Here is a 20,215-nt window from a genome sequence, read left to right as displayed (position 1 = left end):
CGCAAAACCTGAGGCCGTCTTGACCATACGCAGTGCCACGATCCGTTTTTTGCCGATATTCATCCTCGGCCTGGCCTCCCTTCAGCTTGCGGCGGGGGTGACCAGGCCCGATACGGCGCGGGCGGCCGATGTCCGGCCCATCGCGGTGCGGGTGGCGGCGGCGGTTGCGCGGGACTGGCCCCGGATCGTGCAGGTGCCGGGCTCGGTCAGCGCGGTCAAGGTGGCGACGCTGGCGTCGCGCGATGGCGGGCGGGTGAGCCGGGTCGCGGTGCATGCGGGCAGCGCCGTGAAGGCCGGCGATCTGATCGCCGAGATTGGCCTGACCAACGCCCAGGCGCAGCTTACCCAGGCGCAGGCCAATCTGGCCAGCCAGCAGGCGATTTTGGATGAGGCGGCGGCCAGCGACAAGCGCTATCGCCAGCTATATCACACCAAGGCGGCGTCGCAGCAGCAGTATCAATCGGTGCACCGCAGCTATCTGACCGCCCAGGCTGCGGTTTCGGCGGCGCAATCGGCGCTGTCGAACGCGAGGAACAACCTGACCTATGCGCGCGTCAAGGCGCCGTTCGCGGGGATCGTGGCCAAGAAACTGGTCGATGCCGGCGATGTCGTCGGTGGCGGGACGCCCGTGGCGGTGATCGCGGGCCGCACGCCGAAGATCAAGGCCCAGGTCGGCCCCGAAGTCTTTGCCGCGCTGAAACCGGGCGACCGGGCCAGCATCAGCGTCGACGGCAAGACCTGGCCGGCGGTGATCACCGTGACCGACGCCAGCGCCGATCCCGCCACCCATACCCATCTGATCGAGATGCGCCTGCAGGCCACGACCCAACTGCCGTTCGGCGCCTATGCCGAGGTCGGCCTGACGGTCGGCGGCACCCATGTGCTGGCGGTGCCGGCGGCGGCGCTGGTGCGGCGCGCGGGACTGCTGGGTGTCTTCGTCGCGGGGCGGGACGGGCGCGCCCATTTCCGTCTGGTGCGTACCGGCGCGCGGCAGGGCGATAAGGTGGCGGTGGTCGCGGGTCTGGCGGCGGGCGAAAAGGTGATCGTCGCGCCGCCCCCGGGGCTGACGAACGCCGCGCCGATCGCGGCCTCGGCGGCGAAAGGGACGGACCGTGGCTGAGATCGGGAAAAGAGCCCGCCCGGGCTTTGCCGGGAAGTTCGCGCAGACCTTTCTGCATTCGAAACTGACACCGCTGATCATGATCGCCACCACGCTGTTCGGGCTGATGGCGGTCAGCTTCACGCCGCGCACCTACAACCCCGATATCGTGGTGCCGGTGGTCAACATCACCGTCCAGCGCCCGGGCAGCAACGCGCAGGAGATGCTCAACCAGGTGGTGCGCCCGCTCGAGGCGCTGATGGGTTCGCTGTCGGAGGTGGATCATACCTATGGCACCGCCCGCGACGACAGCGCCACCGTCACCGTGCGTTTCGACGTCGGCGCGGACGAGGAACGCAGCCTCGTCAAGGTCTACAACCAGGTCAACAGCAACATCATGCGCCTGCCCGCCGGGGCACGCCAGCCGCTGATCCAGCTGCTCAGCCTTTATGACGTGCCGATCGTGACGCTGACGCTCAGCTCTGCCGATGCCACGCCCGACAGCCTGCGCAGCGTGGCGCTGCATCTGCTGGATCAGTTGCGCAATGTGCCCGGGGTGGGCAAGACCGGTGTCCAGGGCGCGTCGGAACGGGCGGTGCGGGTGCGGCTGGATCCCGCTCGCCTGGCGGGCTACGGCCTTAGCCCGGCGGCGGTGGCGCGCGCGATCGAGGGCGCCAATGTCACGCTGCCCGCCGGCCATATGGTGGATCAGGGCATCGCGCATCCGATCCGCGTGACCGCGGCGCTGGGCAATGCCGCCGATGTCGGCAATCTGGTGGTCGCGGTGCGGGGTGGCAACCCGGTCTTCATGCGCGAGGTGGCGACGGTGACCACGGGGCCCGCCAATGCCGATGAACGGTCCTTCTTTGCGTTTGGCAAGGCGGGGGTGGATGGCGCGGGCAGGGCGGCCGCCGTCGGGGTGCAGGCACCGGCGGTTACGCTGACGCTGGCACGCAAGAAGGGCACCAACGGGGTGCAGGTGGCCGACGCGGTGCTGGCCAAGCTGAAGCGGGTCGAAGCCAACGCTTTGCCGCAGGGGATGCATCTGACCGTCACGCGCAACGACGGCGCCACCGCCAATGACGCGGTCAACACGCTGATCGAACATCTGGGCATCTCGATCGCGGCGGTGGTGGCAATCCTTCTGGTGTTCCTGGGCTGGAGAGAGGCCTCGGTCGTGGCGCTGTCGATCCCGCTGATCCTGTTCATCGTGCTCGGCGTCGGCTGGGTGGCGGGGCAAAGCATCAACCGCATCACGCTGTTCGCGCTGATCCTGTCGCTGGGGCTTCTGGTCGATGACAGCATCGTGGTGATCGAGAACATCCACCGCCACCTGCATCACCACCCGCAGCGCAACCTCAGCCGTCTGCTTGTCGCCGCCGCCGATGAGATCGGCCGCCCCACCATCGTCGCGACGCTGGCGGTGATCCTGGCGCTGATCCCGATGGCCTTCGTGACCGGGATGATGGGGCCCTTCATGATGCCGATCCCGTTCAACGCGCCGATCGCGATGCTGGCCTCGCTGTTCATCGCCTATTCGGTGGTGCCCTTCATCGCCTACCGCTGGCTGCGTCGGAAGTCCCTGCGCGTCATGGACGAGGCCGAAAGCGCCACCATGGAAGAACGCGGCGAAGCCCCCCGCGACCGCCTGCGAGATGCCTATCTGCACCTCTTCCGGCCGCTGCTGCGCTCGTCGCGCAAGCGCTGGATGTTCATGGGCGCGGTCGTGGCGATGCTGTTTGCGGTGATGCTGCAACCGGCCTGGCAGTTCATCCGCCCAAGCGGCGTGAACGGGCCGCTGTCGGCGCTGGGGGTCAGCCTCAAGATGCTGCCCGATGACAACGTAAACACCTTCCTGCTGGAGATCGACGCCCCCGCGGGCACCGCGCTGGAAGACACCGCGCGGGTTGCCGACCGGATCGGCGCGATGCTGGGCCAGGACCGCTATGTCACGAATTACCAGACCTTCCTGGGGCAGGCCGCGCCCGAGGATTTCGCGGCCCTTGTGCGCGGTGACGCGGCCCGGGCGGGCAGCAATTTCGCCCAGATCCGGGTGAACCTGGTCAACAAGCACGACCGCGATGTCGGATCGCACGCGATCGCCGAACAGATATTCGCGCGCCTCGATCCGGTGAGGAAGGCCTTCCCCGACACCCGCATCAAGCTGCTGGAAACACCGCCGGGTCCGCCGGTTCGGTCGCAGATGATGGCGGCGCTTTACGGGCCGGCCTACGGGACGCTGCGCAAGATTGCGGAAAAGCTGCGAAAGACCTTCTATCCGAACGAATACGGCATGATCAACGTCGACGATTCCGTGAACCGGCCGGTGACCGAATACCGCGTCACTATCGACCAGAAGGCCGCCGCGATGGCGGGGTTCGCGCCGGGCAGCGTGGCGGCGGCGATCAGGGCCTATTTCGCCGGTGAAACGGTCGGTGCGATCCATTCCAACCATTCCCGCACGCCCGAGCCGATCATCCTGCGCCTGCCGCGGCCAGCCCGCAGCGACGGCGGCGCGCTGGCGGCGATCACGCTGCCCAATGCGGCGGGCAAGCCGGTGCCGCTGAGCACTATCGCCCATGTTAGCAAGGTCACCGCCGATCAGCCGATCTATACCCGCGACCAGCACCCGGTGGTCTATGTCACCGGCGAGATGCTGCGCTCTAGCCCCGTCTATGGCGTGATCGCCCTGACCCAGCGGCTGTCGGGCATGAAGCTGGCAGATGGCCAGCACCTGCGGGTGGGCAACCTCGGCTTCCTGCCCAGCCAGGCGAAGGACCTTCGCCATTACAGCCTGATGTGGCTGGGCGAGATGCGGCTGACATTGAATGTCTTTCGCGATCTCGGGGCCGCGTTCATCGTGGCGCTTTTGCTGATTTACCTTTTGCTGGTTGGGTATTACCGGTCGTTCTTCATGCCGGTGGTGGTGATGGGGGCGATCCCGCTGACGCTGATCGGGGTGTTCCCCGGGCATTGGTTGACGCATCAGCCGTTCACCGCGACCTCGATGATCGGGGTGATCGCGCTGGCCGGGATCGTGGTGCGCAATTCACTGCTGCTGATCGATTTCATCATCGCCCGCCGCAAGGAGGGCCTGGCGCTGGAAGACGCGGTGCTGGAGGCCGGAGCGGTGCGGTTGCGGCCGATCCTGCTGACCGCGCTGGCGATCATCTTCGGCTCGGCGATCATGGTCTCGGATCCGGTGTTCGGCGGGCTGGCGATTTCGCTGATCTTCGGGGCGCTGGCCTCGACCGCGCTGACGCTGTTCGTCATTCCGCTGATCTATTTCCGCTGGCAGCGTGGGGCGCGGCGCAGGGACGTGTCCTGACGACGAGGCGCGGGGGCGGACTCTGCCGCCCCCCTCCCGGCGTTTCTTCCGCTGGAAAGAAGGCAAGATACGGTCCTGTCCTTCCTCCCGGCGGAAGCGCGGCGGTCGCGCTACTCGGCGGGTGCGGCGCCCACAACATGCGGCGCGGCAGAGCGGTTGCGCTCATCGATCAGGCCCTTGCGCATCGGCTTGAGCACGAAGAGCGCCAGCAGCACCACCGCCACATACATCAAGGCCGAGATCACGAAGACCGCGTGCCAGCTGCCGGTCGCCGTTTTGATGACGTTGGCCAGCGGCACCAGGAAGGCCGACAGGCCCTTTGCGGTGTACAGGAAACTGGCATTCGTCGTCGCGTAACCCTGGCCGAAGGAATCGGTGCAGGTCGAGGGAAACAAGCTGAAGATCTCGCCCCAGGTGAAGAAGATCAGCGCCGCGCTGAAGACGAAGGCCCAGGGGCTGGTGCCGACATTGGCCAGCAGCCAGAAGGCGATCGCGCCCAAGCTGAAGGCCACCGCCATCGTGTTTTCGCGCCCGATCTTGTCCGACAGCCAGCCGAACAATGGCCGCGCGCCGCCATTGGCCAGGCCGTCGACGATCAACACCACGGTCAGTGTCGGTGCGCCGAAGATCAGCACCTCGTTGGAGACGCCGTAGTTGTTGGCGATCAGCGCGATCTGCGCCGCCGCCATCAGCCCGCCCGCCGAAATCATCACGAACATCAGGTAAAGCACCCAGAAGGTGGGGGTCTTCAACATCTCCTTCGGCGACAGGCTGACCGAGCTTTGCGGCAATGTGGAGGTGCCGACCTCGGGTGCCTCGCCGGGGAAGGGGAAGCGCATCGTCATCGCCATGGCGATGATGATCGCCCCCTGGATCAGCCCGAACCAGAAGAAGGTCGACGCATACCCCGAGGAGGCGATCATCATGCGGATCGGGATCACCGTCAGGATCGAGCCGGCGCCAAAGCCGGCCGCCGTCAGCCCGACGGCCAGGCCGCGCCGGTCGGGGAACCATTTCACCGCATTGCCGACGCAGGTCGCGTAGACCGCGCCGCCACCGATCCCCGAGAACGTCGCCCCCAGGTAAAGCATTCCCAGCGATGTCGCGTAGGAATTGACGATCCAGCCGAGCGCGACGAACAGCCCGCCCACGCCGATCACCAGCTTCGGGCCGCGGTCGGGCCCAAGCGTGTCGGCGATCCAGCCCTCGACCGGCGTCAGCCAGGTCTCGAGGGCGACGAAGATGCTGAAGGCGACCTGGATGGCCGCGACATCCCAGCCCGTCGCCTTGGCCATCGGGTGGACGAACAGCGTCCAGCCGTATTGCAGGTTCGCGATTAAGATCATGCAGATGACGCCAAACGTCAGCTGCATCCACCGGTTGACCGGTTGCCTTCTGGTCGCGCCAGACGCGTTCATAGACATATTGCCTCTCCTCCCTGTTGCAAATGTGATGCAACACATTTCCTGGCGTAAAGTATTTGGTATGCCAGAGACAATGTAAACAATTTTCCTCACATGAGGGTATCCGGCGGCGCGGCGATACCTGATCCATGCCCCGAAGACTCGCGGGCCACGGCGCGGTCGGGGAGCCGAATACAGCGTGCCGGATCGGGGGATTTCACGAGAGTTCAGCGGATAAGCGCTTGTTTTATATTCTCAAGACTTTTTGTTTTTTCTTTTTCCAAAACGCCGAATTGGCAGGGCAATTCTCTGCGATTCGTATTTTCTCAAAGCCTTGATAAATAACTATAGTCATATCTGATTTTTTGAATTTAGCTCCTGTCCATGACGCGGAAGGTGGGCTGAACGACGCATTTTTCAAACCGGCCTGATTCGGTGGCCGAAATGACCTCGGACGCGGTTTCATTCCCGCCGCACCTCTATCCAATGATTTGGGGGGACCGCACGTTCGGATGCGGCCGCACGATCCGGAGCTTCTTGACATGCCTGCCAGTGGTATGCCAGATGCCATTAGTGAAAAATGCCGCGGTGTCCCGTCCATCTGGGGGCGCGCGCCGGGCGCGAGGGCGGGCGAGGGCCTGCCGCGCGAATGGGAGGATCGAGATGGCGACAGAGATCGATTTTCGGCAACTGGTCGAGGAGGCGGGGGATGCTGTCATTGCGTCCGACGCCTCGGGGGTGATCGTGCTGTGGAATGCCGCCGCGACACGGATCTTCGGCTTCACCCGCGACGAAGCCCTGGGCCAGACCCTGGACCTGATCACGCCCGAACGATTTCGCGCCCGCCACTGGGCGGGCTACCGCGTCACGATGGAGACCGGCGTCACCCGCTATGGCGCCACGCTGCTGCGTGTGCCGGCACTGCACCGTGACGGCCGAAGCCTGTCGATCGCCTTCACCGTCACGCTGTTGCGCGACGGCGCGGGGAAGGTCGAACAGATCGTCGCGATCGTGCGCGACGAGACGGAGCGCTGGCAGGAAGAGCGCACGCTGAAGGCGAAACTCAAGACGCTCGAGGCCCGCGAGGGCATTGGAAACTGAGGCTCGGGGTTCGGCGGAGGTGCCGCCGGACCGAGAAGGCGACTTTGTATAAGAGGGAGACTATCGCCATGGGAAAACCACTCGAAGGGATCAAGATCATCGACTTCACGCATGTGCAGGCGGGGCCGGCCTGCACCCAGATGCTGGCCTGGTTCGGGGCCGACGTGATCAAGGTCGAGCGACCCGGCTCTGGCGACGTGACGCGCAGCCAGCTGCGCCATGTCGCAGATGCGGATGCGCTCTATTTCACGATGTTGAATTCGAACAAGCGCTCGCTGACGCTCAACACCAAGACGCCCCAGGGCAAGGAGGTGCTGACCAAGCTGATCAAGGAAAGCGACGTGCTGGTCGAGAATTTCGGCCCCGGCGCGCTGGACCGGATGGGGTTTGGCTGGGAGCATATCCACGAGCTGAACCCCGGCATGATCGTGGCCTCGGTCAAGGGCTTCTCGGAAGGTCATCATTACGAGGATCTGAAGGTCTACGAGAACGTGGCGCAATGTGCCGGCGGGGCGGCCTCGACCACGGGGTTCTGGGACGGTCCGCCCACGGTCAGCGGCGCGGCGCTGGGCGACAGCAACACCGGCATGCATCTGGCGATCGGCATTCTCACCGCGCTGGTGCAGCGCAGCCAGACCGGTCAGGGCCAGAAGGTCGCCGTGTCGATGCAGGACGCCGTTCTGAACCTGTGCCGGGTGAAGCTGCGCGACCAGCAGCGCCTGGAGGCGGTCGGTTATCTGGAGGAATACCCGCAATATCCGCATGGTGAATTCACCGATGTGGTGCCGCGCGGCGGCAATGCCGGCGGCGGCGGTCAGCCGGGATGGGTGCTGAAATGCAAGGGCTGGCAGAGCGATCCCAACGCCTACATCTACTTCACCGTCCAGGGCCATGCATGGGACCCGATCTGCGACGCCATCGGCAAGCCGGAATGGAAGACCGACCCCGCCTACACCACCGCCCAGGCGCGTCAGGACAAGATCTTCGACATCTTCGCCACGATCGAGGAATGGCTGGCCGACAAGACCAAGTATGAGGCCGTCGACATCCTGCGCAAATATGACATCCCCTGCTCTCCGGTCCTGTCGATGAAGGAGCTGGCCGAGGACGAATCCCTGCGCAAGAGCGGTTCGATCGTCGAGGTACCGCACCCCAAGCTGGGCAAGTACCTGACCGTCGGCAGCCCGATCAAATTCTCGGGGCTGCAGATCGACATCAAGCCCTCGCCGCTGCTTGGGGAACATACCGACGAGGTTCTGGCGGGGCTGGGCTACAGCGACGCCGAAATCGCCGAGATGCACGAGGCCAAGGCCGTCTGAGCCCGGCGCCGCGCCTCCGTCCGGCCCTTCACGGCGGGGCGGGTCTCGAGTCCGTGGCGCGGCCGGATCCCTCTTCCGGTATTTCCGCGCGCCAACCTCCCGCGGTCCCTCCGCGGGAGGTTGGTCTTTGCTTCGGGGCACCGGTCTTGGAAAGTCGGAAAGGATGCGATAGGTGGCATGAGGAATACCAGATCAAGACTCAGACCAACCCCCCGCCAAGGACAAGGAGGCAGCGAGTTGAAGACTCCGTCGCGCAAACGCTGGCCGGTGGCCGAACAACTCACGTCCGAGCTTGTGCTGCGGCCGTTCGCGCCCGAGCCGACTTTCAAGACCAAGGTCTACGAAACGCTGCGCCAGGCCATCATCAACATGGAAATCTACGGCAAGGAGGAGGAAACCTGGCTGGATGAACGTCAGCTGTCGGAAAAGCTTGCCGTCAGCCGGACGCCGATCCGCGAGGCGATCGCCATGCTGGAACAGCAGGGCTTCGTGCGCACCGTGCCGCGGCGCGGCATCATCGTGCTGCGCAAGACCAAGCGCGAAATGATCGAGATGATCCAGGCCTGGGCCGCGCTCGAGGCGATGGCGGCGCGGCTGGTGGCGCTGAACGCCGGCGATGCCGCGCTCGCGGAGCTGCGCGAGCTGTTCAATTCGTTCCACGAAAGCCATCGTCCGGCCGACCACCTGTCGGAATATTCGACCGCGAACATCCGGTTTCATCAGCGGATCATCGAACTGACCGGTTCGAACGTGCTGCGCGAGATGACCGAGAACATCCTGGTCCATGTCCGCGGCATTCGCCAGCTGACGATCGGCCGCGACGATCGCGCCAGCCAGTCGATCAAGGATCATCTGGCGATCATCGAGGCGTTGGAAGCGCGCGATGTCGAGCGCGCCGAGCGGCTGTGCCGCGACCACACGCTGGGGCTGGCCGATTACGTCGAAGCCCATAGCGAAGGCATATTCCTTTAATCCCACGCCGGCGCGGCGTCTGACGCGGCCCGGGCGCACCGCCGGCCGCAACGTGCCGCGCTTCGCCGGTCGAGGCTGCGAACATCCGCCTGCGCCCCGCGCGGCAACCCGGGGGCAGGCCCGCCGCGCGTCGCTGCCGCCCATCGCAGATACACAGTCCGTGCCGCGTTCTGGTCCAGGCCATATGGCATCTGGCATCCCAAGTACCTTTGACTGGGGCCTTTATTTCCTGACCTATTTTGAACCCCACCGCGCTCAGCCGGGCGGTGAAGGCGATTGACAGGGGAATTTCTTGGCGTATGGTATGCCACATGCAACAAACGCCGATGCCACGGCGATACCAGATCGATACCGGGGGAATTGGCATCGGCCATTCGTTTCAGGGGGAATGCGGCATGACGATCGCGGATTGGGCGGTTCTGTTCGCCCCGGCGCCGCGTGCCGGGGCCGATCTTCGCCCGACGGGGCGCGTGGCCGGGCCCTCTGCCCCGGTCAACAGCCAAGGCAATGGAGAAAGACGATGAACGTAACGGGCGCTGTACTGGACCAGGACGCAGCGGGGGCGGAGGAAACGCGGGCGCTGACGGATGGCTTCCATCTGGTGATCGACGCGCTGAAATTGAACGGGATCGAGACGATCTACGGCGTGCCGGGCATCCCGATCACCGATCTGGGCCGCCTGGCCCAGGCCCAGGGGATGCGCGTGATCTCGTTCAGGCATGAACAGAACGCGGGCAACGCAGCGGCGATCGCGGGCTATCTGACGCAAAAGCCGGGGGTCTGCCTGACGGTCTCGGCGCCGGGTTTCCTCAACGGGCTGACGGCGCTGGCCAATGCGACGACGAACTGCTTCCCGATGATCCTGATCTCGGGCTCGTCCGAGCGCGAGATCGTCGATCTGCAGCAGGGCGATTACGAAGAGATGGATCAGCTGGCGATCGCCAAGCCGCTGTGCAAGGCCGCGTTCCGGGTCCTGCACGCGGAAGATATCGGCATTGCCGTGGCCCGCGCCATCCGCGCCGCCGTTTCGGGCCGTCCTGGCGGGGTTTATCTGGACCTTCCGGCGAAGCTTTTCGCGCAGGTGATGGATGCCGAGGCGGGCCAGGCCTCGCTGGTGAAGGTGGTCGACCCGGCGCCGCGCCAGTTGCCCGCGCCCGATGCGGTGGCGCGCGCGCTCGATGTGCTCAAGGGCGCCAAGCGACCGCTGATCATCCTTGGCAAGGGCGCGGCCTATGCCCAGGCCGACGCGGCGATCCGCGCGCTGATCGAGACCACCGGAATTCCCTATCTGCCGATGAGCATGGCCAAGGGCCTTCTGCCCGACGATCACCCGCAGTCGGCGGGCGCGGCGCGCTCGATGGTGCTGAAGGATGCGGATGTGGTGCTGCTGCTGGGCGCGCGGCTGAACTGGCTCTTGTCGCACGGCAAGGGCAAGCAATGGGGCGCGCCCGGCACGAAACGCTTCATCCAGGTCGATATCGAGCCGCGCGAGATGGACAGCAACGTCGAGATCGCGGCCCCCTTGGTGGGCGACATGGCCTCCTGCGTCGAGGCGCTGCTGAAAGGCGTCAAGGCCGGCTGGACGCCGCCGCCCGCCGACTGGACCGGCGCGATCCGCGACAAGGTCGCGGGCAACGTCGCCAAGATGGCGCCGAAGCTGGAGGGCAATTCCGCGCCGATGAACTTCCACACCGCGCTGGGCGCGCTGAAGCGGATCATCGCGGAACGCCCCGAGGCGATGCTGGTGAACGAGGGCGCCAACACGCTCGATTTCGCGCGCGCGATCATCGACATGTCGCGCCCGCGCAAGCGGCTGGACGTGGGCACCTGGGGGCTGATGGGCATCGGCATGGGCGCGGCGATCGCGGCCGCGGTCGAAACCGGCAACCCGGTGCTGGCGGTCGAGGGCGACAGTGCCTTCGGCTTCTCGGGGATGGAGATCGAGACGATCTGCCGCTACAGCCTGCCGGTCTGCGTGGTGGTGTTCAACAACAACGGCATCTACCGCGGCACCGACACCGACCCCACCGGCCGCGATCCCGGCACCACGGTCTTCGTCAAGGGCAGTCGCTACGACAAGATGATCGAGGCCTTCGGCGGCCACGGCGTCAATGCGACCACCCCCGACGAGATGACCCGCGCCGTGAACGCGGCGATGGACAGCGGCCGGCCCACCCTGATCAACGCGGTGATCGACGAGGGCGCCGGCACCGAAAGCGGTCGCATCGGCAACCTCAACCCGCAAAGCGCACTGGCCAAGAAGACCTGATCTGGCCCCGAAAAGGAGCGATGCAGATGAAGGCCCTGGAAGGCGTTCGGGTTCTCGATTTCACCCATGTCCAGTCGGGGCCGACCTGCACCCAGCTGCTGGCCTGGTTCGGCGCCGACGTGATCAAGCTGGAACGCCCCGGCACCGGCGACGCGACGCGCGCGCAACTGGCCGACATCCCCGGCGCCGACAGCCTTTACTTCACCATGCTCAACCACAACAAGCGCTCGGTCGAACTGGATACCAAGACCGCCGGGGGCAGGGCGGTGCTGACCGGGCTGATCGAGGTCTGCGACGTGCTGGTCGAGAATTTCGCCCCCGGTGCGCTGGATCGGATGGGGTTTTCCTGGGAGGTGATCCAAGGCATCAACCCACGCCTCATCCTGGCCTCGATCAAGGGGTTCGGGCCAGGCCCCTACGCCGATTGCAAGGTCTACGAGAACGTCGCCCAATGCGTCGGCGGTGCGGCCTCGACCACCGGGTTTCGCGACGGGATCCCCACGGTGAGCGGCGCCCAGATCGGCGATTCCGGCACCGGGCTGCATCTGGCGCTGGGAATCGTCACGGCGCTCTTTCAGCGCGAGCGGACGGGACGCGGCCAGAAGGTCAGCGCCGCGATGCAGGACGGCGTGCTGAACCTCTGCCGGGTGAAGCTGCGCGACCAGCAGCGGCTGCGCCACGGCCCCTTGCGCGAATATTCGCAATTCGCCGAGGGCCTGCCGTTCGACGAGGCGGTGCCGCGCGCGGGCAACGATTCCGGCGGCGGCCAGCCCGGCCGCATCCTGCGGTGCAAGGGCTGGCAGGACGACCCCAACGCCTATACCTATTTCATCACCCAAGCCGCGGTCTGGCCGCGGATCTGCACGCTGATCGGGCGGCCCGCCTGGGTGGAGGATCCCGATTTCGCCACCCCCGAGGCGCGCCTGCCGCGCCTCAACACCGTGTTCGAGGCGATCGAGGCCTGGACCATGACCCTGACCAAGTTCGAGGTGATGGAGGCCTGCAATCCGCTGGGCATCCCCGTCGGCCCGATCCTCAGCATGCAGGAGATCGCCGACGACGAAAGCCTGCGCCAAAGCGGCGCGATCGTCGAGGTCGATCATCCCACCCGGGGCCGCCATCTGACCGTGGGCTGCCCGATCAAGCTGTCGGACAGCGCGGTCGAGGTCACGCCCGCCCCGCTCCTGGGCGCCCATACCGGCGAAGTCCTGGCCGAGCTGCTGGGATACGGCGCCGAGGATCTCGAACTTCTGGCACGATCGGGCGCCCTGGGGCCGCCCCGGCGCGCGGCCGCCGAATGACCGGCGCCCCAACCCCGCGCCGCGGGCCGGGGGCTACGCCACCCCTTTCATTGTTCCCCAAATACGCCAGGGGCTTGGCAATCCCGCGCCGTCCCCCCAATGTGGCGCGGCCGGCGGCAACCGCCCCGGCACGGCAAGCAACAGGGGGGGCGGACATGGCGGTCAAGACGGCGGTCATCGGGCTGGGGATCATGGGCCGGCGGATGCTTGAACATATGGCGCCGCACGCGCGCTATGCGCCGGTGGCCCTGTGGGATCCTGACGCCGCTGCCTGCGCGGCGGCGCAGGCCCTGGCCCCCGCCGCGCGCATCACCGCGACGGCCGACGAGGCCATCGCCGCGGCGGATCTGGTCTACCTTGCCTGCCCTCCGGTCCCGCGCAAGGCCTATGCCCTGGCGGCGGCGAAGGCCGGCAAGGCGGTGTTCCTGGAAAAGCCCCTGGGTGTCGATCTGGCGGAAAGCGAGGCCCTGGTGGCGGCGCTCGCGGACAGTGGCGTGCCGGCGGCGGTGAATTTCACCCAGGCGGCGGGGGCGGCACTTGGCAATATCGGCCAGGCGGCGCGATCGGGGGCGATGGGCGATCTGATGGGGGTCGACATGATCGTGACCTATTCCGCCTGGCCGCGCGCCTGGCAGCAGGCCGCCGACTGGCTGCGGTTCCGCGCCGAAGGCGGGATGACGCGCGAGGTGATCTCGCATTTCCTGTTCTTCACCCAGCGCATCCTGGGGCCGCTGTCGCTTGTCTGGGCGCGTCCGTCCTATCCCGCGGATCCGGCGCTGTGCGAAACCGCGCTGCTTGCCCGGCTGGAAAACCCCGCGGGCCTGCCGGTCTCGATCCTTGCCAGCGTCGGCGGCGCTCAACCCGACCGGCAGGAATTCACCATCAAGGGCAGCAAGGCAAGCCATCGGGTCAGCGAATTCTCGGACGAGAGCGTCTCGGATGGTGGCCCCTTCACCGATGTGCGGCCCGCGCCCGCCGACCGGCGCGCCGTCGCCCTGAAGGCGCAGCTTGACGATCTGCTTCTGTGCGTTGCCGGCCGGCCGCATCGCCTGGCCACCCCGCAGGAGGCGCTGGAGGTGCAGCGCCTGGTCGAGGCGATGTTGCGCGACCGGCCCTGATCCGTCCCGGTAGGCGGGGTGCAGGGCTTTCATCCCCAGGTAGGACCTGCAATCGGCCGGAAAGAGGATTTCATGTCACATTTCGGGGTATTGCGCGGAGCACGGGGCGCAAAGCGTTGCCTGTCGCAGTCTGAGTTTCTACACTCTGAGTTGTAGTTTGTTGCGAGTTTGAGCGGGGCCACACCCCGCTTTTTTCGCGCCCCCCCCCAGCTTCACCGATTATTCCGGAACACCAAGGTGCGCCTACAGCCGGCCGCGCGGCTGGGTTCAACCGGATCGCGTGTGCGCCACGCCGGAAAACAGGGTCTCGATCGCGTCCAGCGGCGCGGACCAGTCGCGCGGCCGGGCCTGACGGTGAAGGTGGAGCATCCCGAACCAGGGATCGTCCCGTCCCTCGCGGCCCCAATACCACATGCATTCCGCGCCGGCGGGCAACAGCACATGGGTATCCGCATGTCCGACTGCGCCGCAAGCATGCGCGGTCGTGTTGTCGATCGTCACGATCCGGTCGATCGCCTGGATCTGGGCCAGGAACGCGGCCAGATCCCGCATCTGGTCGACCTCGGGGTCGTCCAGGAAGGTCAGGTCGGGGCGCCGTGCGCTGGCCGCCGCCAACTCGGCGGCGCAATCGCCATATTGCAGGTTCACCACCAGCGCCCCCCCCGGCAACCGCGCCGCCAGATCGGGCAGCGCTACCGAACGGTGCCATCCTGTCAGACGGTCGCCCGAACGCCAGGCGACGCCGACCACCGGCGCCCCCGTCGCCATGTCACGGTAGCGTTTTCGCAACTGGGCCACCCGCGCCGGATCGGGGCGCAGGTAGCCGCCCAGCGGCGCCGCGCGGGGCCGCGCCGGCAGGTAACGGGTCAGATCGCCCACAAAGATGATTTCGCCGCCGGCGATCTGTTCCTTGGTGAATTCGATCTCTTCTCGAAAGCGCAGCCCAAGGGTATTGCCCCTCAGCGCCGCCTCCATCCGAGGGTCGCCGACAAAGGTGATCTCCGCCCCCTCGGCCAGCGGCGCCAGCGCGATCAGGGGCATCAGCGCAAGTTGATCGCCGATCCCCTGTTCCTGCATCAGATAAAGCCGCTTGCGGCCGGCCAGATTTTCGGGGGCTGAGCTGGCGAACGGAATCTTGTGCCGATTGGCCTCGGGCTGGCGCCTTGCGTAGAAGGGGGCGCCCTCGTCGAAGCGGCCCTCGCCGAAGCAAAAGGTGCCATAGGCGCGCCCGGACCAAAGCGATTCCTCGTCGGTCAGCGCATCGGCGGCGCGGAAGGCATGGCCCGCGGCCTGGCGCGCGCCCTGGTCAAGATAGACATGCGCGGCGACCGCGAGGGCACGCTTGTAGTAGATCGGCGCGCTGAATTGGGCGTCGAGCAGATGCAGCGCTTCCTCGGCGCGGCCGAGGTTGCGCAGCGCCGTCATGCGCAGGCTGATCAACTCGTCGCGGTCGGGCATCTCGGTCAGCAACGCGGCGGTCAGCTGTTCGGCGCGCGCGTGATCGTGGCGATACTGCGCCGCCTTGACCTGGCCGATCCGCGCATCGGCGGTCTCGGGCGCCAGGGCATATTCGGCGTCGAAGGCCGCGATCGCCTTGGGGTATTCCTCGGCCGTCAGATAGATCTCGGCCAGCATATGGTAGAGTGCGGGGTCGCGCAGGCGGGCGGCGGCGCGTTCGAGGGTTCGCGCCACCTCGGTCAACCGGTTCATGCTGGACATCAGATCGGCATACAGCCGGATCATCGGGCGGTCGGAACTGCCGGCCTGAAGCGCCGCGGCGAACAGATCGACGGCGGCGAAGACATCGCCCTGCAACACCAGCGCCTTGCCCAGCCCCGCCAGCGGCTGCGGCGCGTCCGGTGCCACGCGCCGGGCTTCCTCGAAGAACCGCCGCGCGGTTTCGGCCTCATGCCGGTTCAGCGCGACGATACCAAGGATCACCCAGGGGTGCTGGCTGTCGGGATGCGATCGCGACACCTCCTGCGCGCGGGTCGTCGCGGTGACCGCATCCTTGTGGTTCAGCGCCATGTAGGCCTCGTGCAGGGCCAGTGCGGCGGGGCCGGGCACGCCATAGGTGCGCTGGGCCTCGGATTGCAGGGCGCGGCGGCCCTTGCGCGACAGGGCGGCGGTATTCATGCGCTGACATCCTCGGGCATCCGCCCGGCGGGGGCATGGGCTGCGGCCGTTTCGGGCCGAACGAAGGCTTCGGGCACCGCGAAATAGTCCATCGTATGGACATAGGGCACGCTGTCGGCCAGACGGTAGCCATTGGCGCGGCACCAGCGCTGGGCAAATCCCAGGATGTTGGCGCGCTGGATCTCGATCCAGATCACCGGGCGGTTGCGGGCGATGGTCCGGGCGGCGCCGGCGAGCACGTCCAGCTCCATCCCCTCGGCGTCGATCTTCAGGAAATCGACGCGCGTGTCGCCCAGCAGCGCATCAAGCGTCACGACCCGCAGATCGCCCGCCCCATCCGGCGTCAGCGCCGTGGCGCCCAGGTTGTCGGCATCGGGGGTCTCGGCGCGAAAGCGGCCTTCGGCGCGGCCCACGCCCAGCCCGATCCCGCACCGGTCGACCACGCCCTCGATCCCGTTGGCGGCGATGTTTTCTTCCAGAAGGCGGATCGCGGCCGGGTTCGGCTCGACCGGCAGGATCGCGGCGGGGGACAGGTGCTGGGCGTACCAGACGACATGGTTGCCCACATTTGCCCCCACATCGACGATCCGCGCCCCGGGCGCCACCAGGCCGTGCAGGCGCGACAACGGCTCGGCCTCGAAGAACTGCCCGGCAAGATGGGTGCGCTGGATCAGATCCAGCGGGTTGGTCACGCGCATCCGGGCGCGCACCCCGGCATGGTCGACTTCGGCCCAAAGCGGGGTTTCGCGCACCGCCCCGGCCCAAAGCCGGTCCGTCGCCAGCCGCCAATCCTGCCCGGTGGCCGAACGCGGCCCGGTGGAATGCTGGCCACGGCGGTTGAGAAAGAAGATCTCGGGCCGCTTGGCGCAGCGCGCCCCGCGCCAGAGCTGCAGGTAAAGCGTGTAATCCTCGGCCGTGTCGAGGCTTTCGTCAAAGCGAAGACCCGCCAGCGCCCGGGTGCGGTAGAAGCCGCCGATCTGCACCGCCATCGCCGGCGCGTGGGCCAGGAAATCGGCATAGCTGTCGATCCGCTCGGGTTGGCCCTCGCGCAGCTGCGGCTCTCCGGCCGGGTCCAGTTCGCAGATCAGGCCCCAGACGGCGTCCAGCGCCGGCTCGTCGGCAAGGATGCGGCCGAAGGCCTCGAAGGCATTGGGCGCCAGGATGTCGTCGGCATCCAGCAAGAAGACCCAGTCCACCCCCTCGCGCGCCGCCTGTTCGATCGCCGCGTTACGCCGGTTCGAGCGCCCGTGACGGCCCTCGGTGTCGTCCATCGGATAGACCACAAGCTCGTCGAACGGGCCGTGGTGATAGCCCCAGGCGGCCTCGACCGAGGGGCGGCAACTTTCCTCGAACAGCCTGGCATGGCCGGGGCCGATCGGGGTGATCAGGCCGCATTTCATTGCCCGGTCCCCGTCGTTTCGATCCGCGCGAAGATGGCGTCGCGCAGCGCGTTGACGGTGCCGGGACCATCCGTGCCGCTGAAGGCGGGCGAAAGGCCCAGCCGCACCGCCAGCAAGACCCCGGCGACCAACGCGCCACCGCCCAGCCCGCCGCGCAACAGGCGCCGGCCCAGGCGACGCCGCTTCGCGGGCAGGGTCCGTGCCGCCGCCGCCACCGCCGGCATCGAGGCGCGCGGCGCGGGAAGGCCGACGAAAAGATGGGCGCCCGACGCCGTCAGCCGCACCGCCTGCGGTCCCTGGCCCAGCGCGGCCACCATCGCGCGCGGCATGAGCGCTTCGTCGAAGACCAGCTTGGCGGGCAGGCGCTCGGTTCCCGCAAGCGCCGAGGCCGGAATGGCGAAGCTCAGCAAATCGTTGCGGAAATAGATCTCGGGGATTTTCAGGCCGGGCGTGTCCGGCGTAGGCGTGCCCACCGTCAGGCGCACCTCGCCCGGGCGGCCCAGCGACAGCAACGCCTCGGCGAAAAGCCCGTCTTGCTGGACCTCGGGGCGGAGACGGTGGAAACCCTCGGGCAGCCCATGATCGCCGGCCGGCGCGGCCGGAGCCGGAGTTGGCGCCGGGGTCGGGGTCGGGGCGGGCGCGAACGAGGGCGCCCGCGCCGGCGCCGGAGCTCTGACCGCGGCCGGCGGGGCCGAGGGGGAGGGGCGTTGATCCTCGGGCCTGGTCTGGCGCGGCGCCTCGGGCCGAGGTGCGGGCTGGGGCGCCGGTGCGACCGGCGCGCTGGTGGGCTTGCCGGCCCGGGGACGTCCGGTCAGCATCGCCTCCACATCCAGTCCCTCTTCGGCGGCAAATCTGTAGTTGAGCGCATAATCGGTGGCGAATTCCACCAGGTCAGTGCTTTCCACAACCAGGCGCATCAGCTTGCGCTCCTCGGAGAAAAGCATATGCCGTGTCGGCAGGCCAGGCCGCGCCGGAACCACGCAGAACTCGCCATTGGGGCGGTCCAGCGTCTCGGTCACGCGGCGCAAGATGCCCGCGTCCTCGTCCCGGTGGTGGACCAGCATCGCGCAGCTTCCGGCCTCGTCCAGGCAAACGGCAAGCCGCATCGCTTCGGGCCAGCCGTCGAACAGCTGACCCAGCTCCTCCTCATCAAGGAAGATGGCGACGGCATCAAGGCGACCTTGCATCGGAATCGTCCTGTATGAACCCTGGCTGAAACGCTAAGATTGCAAGAATAGATTGTCAACAATTCTTGTCTGAAGCAGGTTTTTCGCGCAGCAATCAGAAAATGCAAGCATAAATTTCCTTCGGGTTGTTGACATTCCCATCGGATGCAAGAAGAATTGTTGTCAAGGTCCGCGGCGGTGCGCCGGCTCGCGGACAGCCGAGACGCGAGGTGGCTCGAATGACGATTCTGATCGGTCTGATCCTGGTGGCTGGCCTTGTCTTTGGTGGTTTCACCATGTCGGGCGGCAAGATGGAGGTCCTGATCCATGCGGTGCCGTTCGAGGGCATGATGATCGGCGGGGCGGCCGTCGGATCCTTCATAATTGCCAATTCCCTTGGTCAGATCAAACGCACCGGCAAGGCCTTTCTGAAAGTGTTCAAGGGAAACAAGTGGAAGGCCAAGGATTACAACGACATCCTGTCCTTGATGTTCGAACTGTCCAGGCTTTACCGCACCAAGGGGATCCTGGCGCTTGACAGCCATGTCGAGACCCCGAAGGAGAGTGAAATCTTCCAGCGCTATCCGCGGCTTCTGAACGATCATTTCGCGGTCGAATTGATCACCGACAGCTTCCGCATGCTGGCGATGCAATTCGACGACCCCTACCAGACCGAGGACGTGATCAACCGCAAGCTCAAGAAGCATCATCACGAGGCGCTGGCGCCGGCCCATTCGATCCAGACCGTGGCCGACGCCCTGCCCGCGATCGGGATCATCGTCGCCGTGCTGGGGGTGATCAAGACCATGGGCGCGATCAACGAAAGCCCCGCGGTACTGGGGGCGATGATCGGCGGCGCGCTGGTCGGCACCTTCCTGGGCGTGTTCCTGGCCTATTGCTTCGTCGCGCCGATTTCGGGGCGGCTGAAGCAGATCGAGGACGAGGACGCCTCGCTCTACCATGTGATCCGAGACATTTTCGTCGCCATGGTCGCGGGCCATCCGCCCAACATCTGCATCGAAATCGGCCGCGGCAGCATTCCCACGGCGATGCAGCCCGATTTCTACGCCGTCGAGCAGGCACAGAAGGAACTGACCGCGGCGCAGCAATCGGCGCAACCGGCGCAGGCGGCCTAGGGCCGGCGCGGGGGATGGCTGGGCGGCTGGGCACGCTGGAACTGACGGGCCGTCTGCGTCAGCGGGCGCTTGAAGCCCAGGCCATACAGACGCGCCGGATCCTGGCTGGCATCGCTGAAATAGATGCCGCGCGGGCGCGGTTGCACGAGGCGCTACAGGGGCAAGGGGCGCCGCGCAGCATCGAGGCCGCCCCCTATCTGCCGGGCTATCTACGGGCGATGCGCGCCGAGGAGGCCGACCTTCTGGAAGAGCGCGCCAGGCTAGAGACGGAACTGGCCGAGGCCGAGGCCGCACTTTTGGCGCGGTTCCGCGAGGCCAAGGCGAACGAGCGGCTGCTCGATGGTGTGCGGGGGGCGCTTCGGACCGCCGCCGCCAAGGCCGAGGCCGCCGAGTTGGACGAGATCGCGTTGCGCGCCCATCGTGGGCGCGAAGGCGGGCCGGGCCTGGGCCGCAGGGCGCGCTGAGCC

Annotated in this window: 14 protein-coding genes; 10 read left to right on the top strand and 4 right to left on the bottom strand. The window is 66.9% G+C overall.

Annotated features, from left to right (window positions below; translation table 11 throughout):
* Positions 1 to 19: 19 nt before the first annotated feature.
* Both BLV97_RS03235 and BLV97_RS03230 read left to right on the top strand, forming a co-directional pair.
* Positions 20 to 1,120 carry an efflux RND transporter periplasmic adaptor subunit gene (locus BLV97_RS03235; RefSeq protein WP_035841801.1) on the top strand — a complete coding sequence of 367 codons (1,101 nt, stop codon included), beginning with the start codon at positions 20 to 22 and terminating at the stop codon, positions 1,118 to 1,120.
* A complete protein-coding gene (locus BLV97_RS03230) occupies positions 1,113 to 4,427 on the top strand; it encodes an efflux RND transporter permease subunit (protein WP_210184759.1) in 3,315 nt (1,104 codons plus the stop codon). The genes BLV97_RS03235 and BLV97_RS03230 overlap by 8 nt, the downstream gene beginning before the upstream one ends.
* A gap of 110 nt (positions 4,428 to 4,537) precedes the next feature.
* Here the strand turns inward: BLV97_RS03230 and oxlT are convergent, their stop codons facing one another.
* On the bottom strand, positions 4,538 to 5,800 hold the full coding sequence (oxlT, locus tag BLV97_RS03225) for an oxalate/formate MFS antiporter (protein WP_210184758.1): 1,263 nt from the start codon (positions 5,798 to 5,800) through the stop codon (positions 4,538 to 4,540).
* Between the two features lie 693 nt (positions 5,801 to 6,493).
* Here oxlT and BLV97_RS03220 point away from each other — a divergent pair.
* The 6 genes from BLV97_RS03220 to BLV97_RS03190 all read left to right on the top strand — a co-directional run bounded on the left by BLV97_RS03220 (position 6,494) and on the right by BLV97_RS03190 (position 13,910).
* On the top strand, positions 6,494 to 6,931 hold the full coding sequence (locus BLV97_RS03220; protein ID WP_035841800.1) for a PAS domain-containing protein: 438 nt from the start codon (positions 6,494 to 6,496) through the stop codon (positions 6,929 to 6,931).
* A 68-nt stretch (positions 6,932 to 6,999) separates the two neighbouring features.
* Positions 7,000 to 8,250, top strand: coding sequence for a formyl-CoA transferase (gene frc, locus BLV97_RS03215; protein ID WP_035841799.1), 1,251 nt, complete (start codon positions 7,000 to 7,002; stop codon positions 8,248 to 8,250).
* A gap of 237 nt (positions 8,251 to 8,487) precedes the next feature.
* On the top strand, positions 8,488 to 9,222 hold the full coding sequence (locus BLV97_RS03210) for a GntR family transcriptional regulator (RefSeq protein ID WP_035841798.1): 735 nt from the start codon (positions 8,488 to 8,490) through the stop codon (positions 9,220 to 9,222).
* Positions 9,223 to 9,742: 520 nt separating this feature from the next.
* Positions 9,743 to 11,491 (top strand): oxalyl-CoA decarboxylase, encoded by a 1,749-nt coding sequence (oxc, locus tag BLV97_RS03200; protein WP_035841796.1) that lies wholly within the window; start codon positions 9,743 to 9,745, stop codon positions 11,489 to 11,491.
* A 26-nt stretch (positions 11,492 to 11,517) separates the two neighbouring features.
* A complete protein-coding gene (gene frc, locus BLV97_RS03195; protein ID WP_035841827.1) occupies positions 11,518 to 12,792 on the top strand; it encodes a formyl-CoA transferase in 1,275 nt (424 codons plus the stop codon).
* Between the two features lie 155 nt (positions 12,793 to 12,947).
* Positions 12,948 to 13,910: a Gfo/Idh/MocA family oxidoreductase gene (locus BLV97_RS03190; RefSeq protein ID WP_035841795.1), complete on the top strand. Its 963-nt coding sequence runs from the start codon at positions 12,948 to 12,950 to the stop codon at positions 13,908 to 13,910.
* 267 nt (positions 13,911 to 14,177) lie between these two features.
* Here the strand turns inward: BLV97_RS03190 and BLV97_RS03185 are convergent, their stop codons facing one another.
* The 3 genes from BLV97_RS03185 to BLV97_RS03175 are packed head-to-tail and all read right to left on the bottom strand — an operon-like array spanning position 14,178 to position 18,633.
* On the bottom strand, positions 14,178 to 16,046 hold the full coding sequence (locus BLV97_RS03185; RefSeq protein WP_035841793.1) for a tetratricopeptide repeat protein: 1,869 nt from the start codon (positions 16,044 to 16,046) through the stop codon (positions 14,178 to 14,180).
* The gene (locus BLV97_RS03180; RefSeq protein WP_051646030.1) at positions 16,043 to 17,446 is read right to left on the bottom strand and encodes an FkbM family methyltransferase; all 1,404 of its coding nucleotides are present in this window, start codon (positions 17,444 to 17,446) and stop codon (positions 16,043 to 16,045) included. Before BLV97_RS03180 ends, BLV97_RS03185 begins: the two co-directional genes overlap by 4 nt.
* Complete coding sequence (locus BLV97_RS03175; protein WP_035841791.1) at positions 17,443 to 18,633, bottom strand: hypothetical protein; 1,191 nt, start codon at positions 18,631 to 18,633, stop codon at positions 17,443 to 17,445. The genes BLV97_RS03180 and BLV97_RS03175 overlap by 4 nt, the downstream gene beginning before the upstream one ends.
* 218 nt (positions 18,634 to 18,851) lie before the next feature.
* On the opposite strand from BLV97_RS03175, the gene motA reads away from it, so the two are divergent.
* Complete coding sequence (gene motA / locus BLV97_RS03170; protein ID WP_035841789.1) at positions 18,852 to 19,748, top strand: flagellar motor stator protein MotA; 897 nt, start codon at positions 18,852 to 18,854, stop codon at positions 19,746 to 19,748.
* Between the two features lie 14 nt (positions 19,749 to 19,762).
* Positions 19,763 to 20,212 carry a hypothetical protein gene (locus BLV97_RS03165; RefSeq protein ID WP_051646029.1) on the top strand — a complete coding sequence of 150 codons (450 nt, stop codon included), beginning with the start codon at positions 19,763 to 19,765 and terminating at the stop codon, positions 20,210 to 20,212.
* The last annotated feature ends 3 nt before the right edge of the window (positions 20,213 to 20,215 follow it).

The organism is Allgaiera indica, from assembly GCF_900106675.1.
Taxonomy (GTDB): Bacteria; Pseudomonadota; Alphaproteobacteria; order Rhodobacterales; family Rhodobacteraceae; genus Acidimangrovimonas; species Acidimangrovimonas indica.
Note: the sequence above shows the minus strand (reverse complement) of the source record. Positions and strands in the feature narration are given on the sequence as shown.